This window comes from Pseudoalteromonas sp. PS5 (assembly GCF_004103255.1).
Lineage (GTDB): Bacteria > Pseudomonadota > Gammaproteobacteria > Enterobacterales > Alteromonadaceae > Pseudoalteromonas > Pseudoalteromonas peptidolytica.
Map to the genome: position 1 here is coordinate 1 of NZ_RCSQ01000130.1, position 11,599 is coordinate 11,599.

5 protein-coding genes are annotated in these 11,599 nt (G+C 37.8%); 3 read left to right on the top strand and 2 right to left on the bottom strand.

Going from position 1 to position 11,599, the window contains the following annotated elements; all coding sequences use genetic code 11:
- Positions 1-329: 329 nt before the first annotated feature.
- Positions 330-1,196 carry a DNA replication terminus site-binding protein gene (locus tag D9603_RS15655; RefSeq protein ID WP_128732013.1) on the bottom strand — a complete coding sequence of 289 codons (867 nt, stop codon included), beginning with the start codon at positions 1,194-1,196 and terminating at the stop codon, positions 330-332.
- Positions 1,197-2,880: 1,684 nt separating this feature from the next.
- Between D9603_RS15655 and D9603_RS15660 the strand changes: the two genes are divergently transcribed.
- A complete protein-coding gene (locus D9603_RS15660) occupies positions 2,881-4,236 on the top strand; it encodes a 3-deoxy-7-phosphoheptulonate synthase class II (protein ID WP_128732014.1) in 1,356 nt (451 codons plus the stop codon).
- A gap of 38 nt (positions 4,237-4,274) precedes the next feature.
- Here the strand turns inward: D9603_RS15660 and D9603_RS15665 are convergent, their stop codons facing one another.
- Positions 4,275-5,084 carry a pyruvate, water dikinase regulatory protein gene (locus tag D9603_RS15665; protein WP_128732017.1) on the bottom strand — a complete coding sequence of 270 codons (810 nt, stop codon included), beginning with the start codon at positions 5,082-5,084 and terminating at the stop codon, positions 4,275-4,277.
- A gap of 143 nt (positions 5,085-5,227) precedes the next feature.
- Here D9603_RS15665 and ppsA point away from each other — a divergent pair, with 143 nt between their 5' ends.
- Together ppsA and D9603_RS15675 are read left to right on the top strand one after the other, a co-directional pair.
- The gene (ppsA, locus tag D9603_RS15670; RefSeq protein ID WP_128732015.1) at positions 5,228-7,603 is read left to right on the top strand and encodes a phosphoenolpyruvate synthase; all 2,376 of its coding nucleotides are present in this window, start codon (positions 5,228-5,230) and stop codon (positions 7,601-7,603) included.
- Positions 7,604-7,935: 332 nt separating this feature from the next.
- Complete coding sequence (locus D9603_RS15675) at positions 7,936-10,974, top strand: FAD-binding and (Fe-S)-binding domain-containing protein (RefSeq protein ID WP_128732016.1); 3,039 nt, start codon at positions 7,936-7,938, stop codon at positions 10,972-10,974.
- Positions 10,975-11,599: the final 625 nt, after the last annotated feature.

The window sequence follows — 11,599 nt, forward strand, 5'->3', positions numbered from 1 at the left end:
TTTAGAACAACTAAATAAGAAATTTTTGCCTTGCCTATATGGATATAGGTACCTTAGTGATAGCAGGAGGCGTTAGCGGAGTTATCGACAAGATTATTTCGCCTAAAAATAGACCACTTAATTAAGAAAATTGATCTAAACTTTCATCAACTTGATGTCTAACGCGATTATTATTTTAGTAGATTCAACTTATACTTTGATGATACAAATCTAGGCGTTTAAAGAACACATCATACTAAATGGAGTTATCGCCGCCCTATATTATGTTAAATTAACTAAAAATTTTGGTCATGAAACTTATTCCGCGCATAATCACACATAAATACTGATTAATCACAGCGTTCTAGGTAGATTCTATCAACAAGAAAATTATACTCTCGCTTTCTAGGGTGGTCATCTTTTTCAATAAAATTGGAGAGTTCTCCAATTTTAGTATCAGGGTGTGGGTTTAATAAAATAAAAGGCAGTGCAGCACTGACATGATAACGGTTCGATGCGGTATAACGGACATTTACTTCAGGTGTTACTCGAGTAGGTCTTCTTATTCTTAGCTTTGCACTTTCAGAAAGGCTCGATACACGGTATTTTTCTTGTTCAACTAATTGTTTCCACTTTTCTTGATCTATCATTCTCGGATTAGAATAAATAGAGGAGCGATTAAGCATTTGCAAAGCGGCATCTTTTGTTAGCACTCTAGTCGCATGCTTTTTCATCCAGGTAAAGCGAACAGAAAAAGGCGGCTCTGATTCACAATGAATCTTTCGATAGGCTGCAAGAGTTATTAAATCAGGTACGGCATTATGCACAGCCTCGAACCGCGCATCGTTGTTAGAAATTTCCAAAATCGTATTTTTAAAATTTTCTTTTGCTAAATTAACTTCTGCGACTCTTGATTTTATTGTGTCTCTCGGATCGTTGACAAGTAAAAGACCGGGAAAGCGTTGTAGTAACTTGCCACTCTCACGACCACTTAAAAAAATATCACGGAACGAATTTATACATTTCTTTTTCGCATCTTCACCGTCTAACTTTAAAATAGGAATCTGCTTAGGTGCGATTTCCTCATCTTGTTTTTTTACTGCTGGTAATTCATAAAAATTAGCTTTGATAATTTCGCTATGCTGTAATTCATGACATAACTGATCAATATGATGTATTAATACATCGAATGTAGAACGGATATTAAATTTATTCATGTATGATGTGTTCTTTTTTAAAGTTAGCGTTATTATATCAGATCATCAACTATGTAGTATAGCTGTTTGATTATAAGGGTAATTTTGGACTGTACTAGTGATGTATGAAAGATGATTTTTCCATATGATGTGTTCTTGCGTTTATCTTTGGTTGTTGTTTTGCAGCTCTGGAGAATATTGATTTTAAATGAAGTATGATGTGTTCCTTTCATTCCTCGCGATAATATCTCTTTTTACGAAGTAAAGTCAATTCTAATGTAACAACGCTAAATGTATGTTACCGAAAGACCTAGATTGATATTCTTTATGATAATAAGGACAGTAAGGGAATTGTCTTTTAGCGACTAAATGAATTTTTCACAGAAAAGAAGTAGGGTAGCGATCGCTATTGTTTATTTGATAACTCTGAGAAGGTAGAATTATACATTGTCATCAATAAAATATGCTAAACCTGAACGCAAGCAGGTTATGAATAAATCGGGTTATTAATAATTTTTCCTACGTTTTTAGGCCCAAAGTGCTAGAAGATGCAGAATATGTTGTATGATAACAAGATTCGATTTTTCAATGGCGAATGTGAGATTGGTTTTAACTTTTGACTTACTGGAAGATCGAGAAGTAATCCTTGATGGCATTATTGCTATGATTCTTTTTTCTCAAAAAAGTTTTACCAGCTCCAATATCATGTCTTTTACTTATAAGTGACCTAAGAAAGCTTATCAATTCTATGCGATAGGTATAGAAGCCTCAAAAATTAAACGTAATCTGTCTTACATTTCAACTGGGTTGACAATTGACTCAAGTTGATGATTGTAAATCTGTCTGAATAGATGATTGCTTTAGTTAGTGGATCTGACATTTAACTGTTTTACTTATCGGTACTGGTATGTCTAGTGTTTATTGGTAAAACCATGCTGCTGTAGAGATTAGATTAAAAAACCTATCATTCAAAATAATCCCGAAAGAACGTTATGAGATAAAAAATAGAGTTAATACTGCTGTGGCACATTTTAAAATGTTGCTTTCATCTGAACATTTGAATTTTTAAGCTGCGTAGGTAAAGGTGCGCTTTGAAAGGTATCAATCAAGTGGTAACTTTGTTTGCTTGTTTTGAGACTTGCTTAGAGACTTTTTCATAACTAGGCTCAAGCTAAGATTTGATAATTTAGATTATGCTTAGTAAAACTTCCTTTTTATAGCTAGAAATCATACAAACTCAATCTTTCAATAATATTGTAAAAGTAGGTGGAGAAAACTTTTATAAGTTATCGTATCTAATTTATCAATCAAAAATACCTAACACGAACTAAAAGCATATTTCATAGTTTGATCTAGTGCCAACAGAATTAAGTTAAATACTTTATCGTCAATCTTAGATTAAAAGCCTAATTTAACATAACAACACTTCATTGGAGAAGACGTATCAGTCTAAAATTTAAACAAATGAACAATTGATAGGCTCTGTTCAAAGAGACGGTGTCCGTAAATAAATACAATATTAAAGAGGTTTATCCTTTGTGCTTGGAGAATTTTTTCAAATTTATAAGTGGTATAGATTAACGTAAATTCGCTTATAGTATGATGTGTTCTTTATTTTATTAAAATCTATATTTCCCTTGATGAAAATTAGCCGTTAGGGTACTGTTCTAGTGTGTTTACACATATTGGAATGAGGAATTTTAAAATGGCCAATTGGAGCCCAAATAGCTGGAGAGATAAGCCCATCTTACAGCAACCAGAATACCCGGATTCAACCAAATTGAGTGCGGTAGAGAATGAACTGAATTCAGCACCGCCGTTAGTCTTCGCTGAAGAAACACGTAGTCTATACAAAAGCCTAGCGGATGTATGTGAAGGAAAAGCTTTCATATTACAGGGTGGAGATTGTGCTGAATCTTTTTCTGACTTTAGTGCTGCAAATATTCGCGATACATTCAAAACCCTACTTCAGATGGCTGTGGTTTTAACCTATGGTGGTAAGTGTCCTGTTGTCAAAATAGCAAGAATGGCTGGCCAATACGCAAAGCCACGTTCGGCTGATTTTGAGACTATAGATGGTGTTTCTTTACCTTCTTACCGTGGTGATATCGTAAATAGCTTCGAGTTTACAGAAGATGCTCGTATCCCTGATCCAGATAGGTTGATGAAAGCATATCATCAATCAGCGGCGACACTCAATTTGCTAAGAGCCTTTGCACAGGGTGGTCTTGCCGACCTGCATCAAGTAAACCGCTGGAACATGAGTTTTGTCGCTGCGAATCCTCTAAAAGATAAATTTCAACAACTAGCAGAGCGTATTCAAGAGGCGCTCGAATTTATGGAAGTCTGTGGTATCGATTCCACTGTAGCGCCGAGCCTTAAAGAAACGCCGCTTTATACTTCACATGAAGCGCTATTACTAGGTTATGAAGAAGCGTTAACTAGACGTGACCATCTTTCAGGCGACTGGTATGACTGTTCAGCTCATTTCGTTTGGATTGGAGAGCGAACGCGACAATTGGATCATGCTCATATCGAGTTTTTCCGGGGCATCAAAAATCCAATAGGTGTTAAGGTTGGCCCAGGAATGCAAGAAGATGAATTAATTCAGCTTGTAGACGCCCTCAACCCAGACAACATACCGGGTCGTTTAACGCTGATCACTCGTATGGGAGCAGATGTACTTCCGGAAAAATTACCTAAACTGGTACGTCGAATTCAACAAGAAGGTCGCAAAGTTATTTGGACATCCGATCCCATGCATGGAAACACTGAAAAATCGACGACAGGATATAAAACACGTAGTTTTAATAATATCCTTCGAGAAATCAGTCAGTTTTTTGCGGTTCACAAATCTGAAGGCAGTTACCCTGGTGGTGTGCACTTAGAAATGACAGGACAGCACGTGACTGAGTGTGTTGGTGGTGCGTACGGTCTTTCGGATGAAGACTTGTCACAGCGATACAGAACTCAATGTGACCCACGCTTAAATGCAGATCAAGTCTTAGAACTTGGATTTTTAGTCGCAGACTTACTTAAAGACGCAAGAAAAGCAAGATAAGAATTTGTGTTTCAAAAGGCCGCACACGCGGCCTTCTTTTAGTATTTTCTGCGTTTCAAGCCTGTTTCAGAAATTATCTTGGCTGATATTTCTTCAACGGAATATCGCGTGCTATTCAAATAGGGAGTTTTATTGCGCTTAAATAACATCTCAACTTCCTTTACCTCAATACGACATTGCCTTATAGACGCATACTTTGAGTTTGCCATCCTCTCCTGTCTGATAGCAGCTAATCTCTCAGGCTCAATAGTTAAGCCAAAAAGTTTCTTTTTATAATTATCTAAACATTTTGGTAGCTTACCGCTCTCCAAATCTTCTTCTGTCATCGGATAATTCGCAGCTTTAATTCCATACTGTAGTGCTAAATATAAGCTGGTTGGCGTTTTACCACTACGACTAACACCGACTAAAATAATGTCAGCTTCATCGTAATTTTTAATATTTGCACCGTCATCATTTGCTAAAGCGTAGTTAACAGCATCAATTCTAAAGTCATAAGTAGACTCGTGAATACTATGCGTACGGTGTATTCTCGGCACAGGGCAAACTTTTAGTTCTTCACCTACAAGTTCACCCGAATACGATAAAAAGTCATAACAAACACCCTTAGATGAAAGAATAACTTCAGATAGCTCAGGGTTAACAAAAGTAAAGAACACTAATGGTTTTTCTCCTGAAGCTTCAGCTACAGAGTCGATCAAGCTTCTAATTTCATTAGCTTTTTCTATTGTTTCGACGAAAGGAATTGTCTGGTGATTAAACTCAACAGGAAACATAGAAAGCGTAGCATGACCGAACACTTCAGAAGTTATCGCTGTGCCATCGGAAATATAAAATGCAGTTCTCATTTTGATATTATTCATTTAGAAATTGTTTAAAATAAGCCAACGCGGTTTACGAAGGCAGCCATACCGTTGTAGAATGCCTGTGACCTAGTGGAAAGGTCAATTAATCTCTCACATTTAATACAATTTGTTTTGGAGACAGTTCCGTGCAAGACTACGTTCTCTGGTATCAAGAGTTAGGTATGCAGGATGTACCTCGAGTTGGTGGTAAAAACGCTTCTCTAGGTGAAATGATATCTAACCTTGCTAACGCTGGTGTACAAGTACCTGGTGGATTCGCAACAACTGCTGATGCGTTCAATGAATTTCTTGAGCAATCAGGGCTCAATGAAAAAATCCACTCAATCTTAGATACTCTCGATGTTGATGATGTCAACGAATTAGCCAAAGTCGGCGCCCAAATAAGACAATGGGTTATCGATACACCATTCCAACCAGAATTAGATAAAGCAATCCGTGAGGCTTACAGCCAATTACACGGTGATGCAAGCCAAGATGTCTCCTTTGCTGTTCGTTCTTCAGCAACAGCAGAAGATATGCCAGACGCTTCTTTCGCTGGCCAACAAGAAACTTTCCTAAACGTTCGCGGCATTGACGCCGTGATGATCGCTATAAAACACGTATTTGCTTCGCTATTTAATGACCGTGCCATTTCTTATCGTGTACACCAAGGCTATGACCACAGAGGCGTCGCGCTTTCAGCCGGCATTCAACGCATGGTACGTTCTGACAAAGCCTCTTCTGGTGTAATGTTCTCAATCGATACTGAATCAGGCTTTGAAGACGTAGTTTTCGTTACTTCTAGTTATGGTTTAGGAGAGATGGTAGTTCAGGGCGCAGTAAACCCTGATGAATTTTATGTTCATAAGCAAACTCTTGCTAAAGCAAAACCAGCTGTTCTTAAGAGAAATATTGGCTCGAAAGCAATCCAAATGATTTATTCAAGTGATGAATCTCATGGTAAGCAAGTTGAGATTGTTGATGTAGACTCAGCACTATCTAACCAATTCTCGATTACCGACGCAGAAGTAGAAGAACTTGCCAAGCAAGCTGTTATCATCGAAAAACACTATGGTCGTCCAATGGATATCGAGTGGGCAAAAGATGGTAACGACGGTAAGCTATACATCGTACAGGCCCGTCCAGAAACCGTTCGTTCAAACGAAGATGCGAACGTAATGGAACGCTTCCAGTTAAAATCAAAATCAGAAGTTATTGTTGAAGGTCGAGCAATCGGTCATAAGATTGGCTCGGGTGTCGTTAAAGTTTTGACTTCTATTGACGAAATGGATTCAGTAAAGCAAGGTGACGTACTTGTAACTGACATGACGGATCCTGACTGGGAACCTATCATGAAGCGCGCCTCTGCTATCGTAACAAATCGTGGTGGTCGAACTTGCCATGCAGCAATTATCGCTCGAGAGCTTGGGATCCCAGCTGTAGTCGGATGTGGTAATGCAACTGATTTGATTACTAATGGCGACACCGTAACTGTCTCATGTGCCGAAGGTGACACAGGTTATATCTACAAAGGCGAGCTTGAGTTTGATGTTATTTCTTCTCGCATCGATTCAATGCCTGACATCCCAATGAAGATTATGATGAATGTGGGTAATCCAGATCGCGCATTCGATTTTGCTAAGTTACCGCACGCAGGTATCGGCCTTGCTCGTCTTGAGTTTATTATCAACCGTATGATCGGTATTCATCCTAAAGCACTACTTCATTTTGACAAGCAAGATGCAGAGCTACAGGCTGAAATTAAAGAGCTTATCGCAGGTTATGAGTCACCAGTAGAGTTTTATATCAGCAAGTTAGTCGAGGGTATAGCGACACTTGGCGCTTCATTTGCACCTGAACGAGTTATTGTTCGTATGTCTGACTTCAAGTCAAACGAATATGCAAACCTAGTTGGCGGTCAACAGTATGAGCCGGAAGAAGAAAACCCAATGATCGGTTTCCGCGGTGCATCTCGATATATTTCTGAAGACTTTAGGGAATGTTTCGCTCTTGAGTGTGAAGCGATTAAACGTGTTCGTAACGACATGGATCTAACCAACGTCGAAATCATGATCCCGTTCGTTCGTACTCTAGAAGAGGCAGCCCAAGTGATTGAAATTCTTGAAGCTCATGGCTTAAAACGTGGCGAGAACGGGCTAAAAGTCATCATGATGTGTGAACTTCCATCAAACTGCCTGCTAGCAGAAGAGTTTTTAGAATACTTTGATGGTTTCTCTATAGGTTCAAATGATTTAACTCAGTTAACTCTCGGTCTTGACCGTGACTCTGGTCTTATCGCACACCTTTTTGATGAGCGAAATCCAGCGATCAAGAAACTGCTTTCAATGGCTATTCAAACCGCTAAGGCAAAAGGCAAGTATGTAGGTATTTGTGGTCAGGGCCCATCGGATCATGAAGATTTTGCTGCTTGGCTGGTAGAAGAAGGAATTGATTCTGTCTCACTAAACCCAGATACAGTGCTTGAAACTTGGTTATATTTAGCTGAAAAGTTCACTAAATAACATACCATTAGCCCCAGTTTATTGAACTGGGGCTTTATGCTTAAGCAACTTTTTGCAGCATTTTAATGACCACTTCGCTATCTGTTATTCTCAGCGAATTACTATACTAGCCACTTTTCCAATCAAGTCTTATCGATGTAGATACGAGTAAAAATCATAAAAGTGAACAAACTAATTTATTAATAACTTTCATGTTACTTTCTCCCTATCAACAAAACTGTACAATAGTATCTAAAATAAACTATTTTCATTTTTAACAAACCCAAAAATTCTCAAGTTGTTCATGGAACCTTCGTGATACAATTAATGCAAAGCAAGTAAAATATACCGTCATGATCGAAAATATTAGTCAGCAGGATTCTGCAAGTGAGCTCATAAGCCAGTACCACAAAAAACTCAGTGAATCAGGGTTTTCTGGGGACATAGATAATAGCTATGCCACACGCTTAGTAACGTCAACTGATAATAGTATTTATCAGCAAGTACCTCAGGCCGTCATTTTTCCAAAGTCAAATAGAGATGTACAAGTTGCTTTAGAACTTGCGCAACAGGATCCTTTTCTTTCTCTTACTTTTGGTCCCCGCGGAGGTGGCACAGGTACTAATGGTCAATCATTAACTCCAGGTATAGTAATTGACCTCTCAAGGTATATGAGAGAAATATTAGAAATTAACGAAAAAGAAGGGTGGGTCAGAGTCCAGGCAGGGGTTATCAAAGATCAACTCAATGATTTTCTGAAACCTTATGGCTTCTTCTTTTCACCCGACCTATCAACAAGTAATAGGGCAACTATTGGTGGTATGATCAATACCGATGCGTCAGGTCAAGGCTCTCTCGTTTACGGTAAAACCAGCGATCATATTTTAGGCTTAAAGACTTATCTCATTGACGGTACTGAGCTCAACACTTCAAAGCTTCCAATTGAAAAAGCGGAACTTTTAGCTCAGCAAAATTCAAGAACATCTGATATTTATGCTCATGTAATTGAAGCATGCCGCTCCAATCGCACTCTCATACTTGAAAAGTTTCCAAGGTTAAATCGATTCTTGACAGGTTATGATCTTGAAAATGTCTTTGACGAATCTTTATCTACGTTTGATTTATCAAGAATCGTTGCAGGTTCAGAAGGATCCTTGGCGATAGTAACAGAAGCTAAACTAAATCTAACCAAGATCCAGCCATACAAAACATTAATAAATATAAAATATGATTCTTTTGAATCCGCACTTAGAAATAGCCCATTTTTAGTGTCAGCAAATGCCACTTCAGTTGAAACTGTGGATAGTAAAGTACTAGGGTTAGCAAGAGAAGATATTATTTGGCATTCAGTATCGGACTTAATTACAGATGTACCTGGCTATGATATGCAAGGTTTGAACATGGTTGAGTTCAATGGTGAGTCAACACAAGAGATCAATTCGAAGGTAGAGAATCTTTGCAATAGGTTAGATACATTAATTGCAAACAAAGAAGCTGGAGTCATTGGATATCAGTTAATAGATAGCAAAGAAGATATTCTAAAGATCTACGCAATGCGTAAAAAGTCTGTTGGTTTATTAGGTAATGTTAAAGGAAAGCGTAAACCAATCGCGTTTGCTGAGGATACCGCGGTTCCGCCTGAAAATCTTGCTGATTTCATAATGGAATTCCGAGATTTGCTAGATAGCTATAAATTAGATTACGGCATGTTTGGTCATGTAGACGCGGGGGTTCTTCACGTTCGTCCAGCACTTGATATGTTTGACCCAGAGCAAGAACAGCTACTTAGGTCAATTTCTGACAAAGTTGTTGCACTTACTGCAAAATATCGCGGTTTAATGTGGGGTGAACATGGTAAAGGTTATCGTAGTGAGTATGGTCCAGAGTTTTTTGGTGAGCAGCTTTTTAGCGAGCTTAGAAAAATAAAATCTTTATTCGATAAAAACAATCGCCTGAACCCAGGAAAAATATGTACACCTATTGATTCGAATGACCAATTGGTATCGGTTGACGGGCAGAAAAGAACATGGCTTGATCGAGAGATACCTGTACAATTACAAACAAGTTATGAGCCCCCACTCAATTGTAATGGTAACGGGCTTTGCTTCAACTATGATGAAAACTCCCCCATGTGTCCATCATATAAGGTGACTAAAGATAGACGTCATTCACCAAAAGGAAGAGCTGGTCTTTTTAAAGAATGGTTACGATTACAAAGTAACAAGGGTGTCGATTTAGTATCAGTAGAAAAGCGACTCATTAATGGTGAGAATACAGTCACATGGTGGGAGCGATTTTTAAATAGTCGAAATAAAGACGAGTATGATTTCTCCCATGAAGTAAAAGCATCCATGGATGAGTGCTTGGCTTGTAAAGCCTGTACGACCGCTTGTCCAATAAAGGTTGATGTACCTACTTTTCGCGCTAAATTTTTGAATTTTTATTACAGTCGTTACAATCGCCCAATAAAAGATTATTTAGTTGCCAACATTGAGCGCTTGTTACCAGTAATATCAATATTCCCAAATTTGAGTAATTTAGTTCAAAATAACCGTATATCGAGTTATCTACTTGAAAAGCTTATTGGCTATGTGGATTCACCATTACTAAGTAAAGTTCAACTACATAAATTAGTACCTAAGGAATACCACTATTCTGACGAAGTATTTAACAGGCTTAGTGCTGAGGAAAAGCTACGTGCAATATTTATAGTCCAAGATCCTTTCACCAGTTTTTATGAAGCTGAATTAGTATCGGACTTTATTCAACTCATAAGAAAGTTAGGATATTATCCACTTCTTTTACCCTTCAAACCCAATGGGAAGCCTCAACACGTAAAGGGTCTTTTAAAACAGTTTAAGTCAACAGCAACAAATGCTTCTGAATTTTTAAATAAGATAAGTGAAAACGGCAGACCTTTAGTGGGATTAGACGCCTCGTTAGTTATGTGTTATCGAGATGAATATAAAGATATACTTCAAGAAAGTAGAGGAGAATTTAATGTACTGTTGGCCCATGAGTGGCTTGCAACTATTGATATTCCAAGTATAGACACGCTAAGTCCATCAAAGTTCAAGCTGTTAAGTCACTGTACCGAAACCACCTCGATGCCCGAATCGAAAAGAGTATGGAAAAGTATTTTCACAAAATTCAATTCTAACTTAGATACACCAAGTACTGGATGTTGTGGCATGGCTGGTACCTACGGTCATGAGTTACAGAACCAAGAAAATACGAGGGCTCTTTATGATGCTTCATGGCGATCGCATATTGAGGAAACTAAAGATGAAGCGCTTCTCGCCACCGGCTTTTCCTGCCGCTGTCAGGTGAAGCGTTTTTCAGGTAACAAGCCCAGACACCCAATACAAATACTGAATAGTCTATTGGATTAAGTGTAGAATGTGAGCATTTAACTATTTAATGTTAGGTGCTCACTCTGGCTATATTTTGAAGTGTAAAAATCAATTCACTCCATATTATATTAACTGGAAAGAATCTTTTTAAAATAAACTATAATCAAACATCCTTATTAAACGCTTTATTTTTATCTTAGAACGTTTCCAAAACCCTCAAAATCACATCCAATCTTTGTCACGATAACAATATTTTTATGAACCAGTTCTAATAAAATTTAAAATATGTCAGGTGAAAATGAATGCTTTGATAAAATTTCAAAATTCAACTCGGTTTATTAACTTGTAACTCTACACACTTTAGTACGATGTGTTCTTTTCAAAAAGAAATACTCACACATTTTAAAGTATGAAGAAAACTTGACGCTGTAACCTATTTTTAATAGTTCTTGCTCGCAGCTTATAACCAGTAAAGTGTTTAATAAAAATTATACCGATTTTTCTAATTTAGTGGTCTATTCTGAGGCGAGAAAATCTTGGCGATAACCCCGCTACCGCGTCCAGCTATCGCCAAGGTACCTACATCCGTGTCGGCAAAGCAAAATTTTTACTATTTATTTGTTCTAAATAAGAAATTTTTAATGCTGTTAGCGTCAGATTTACT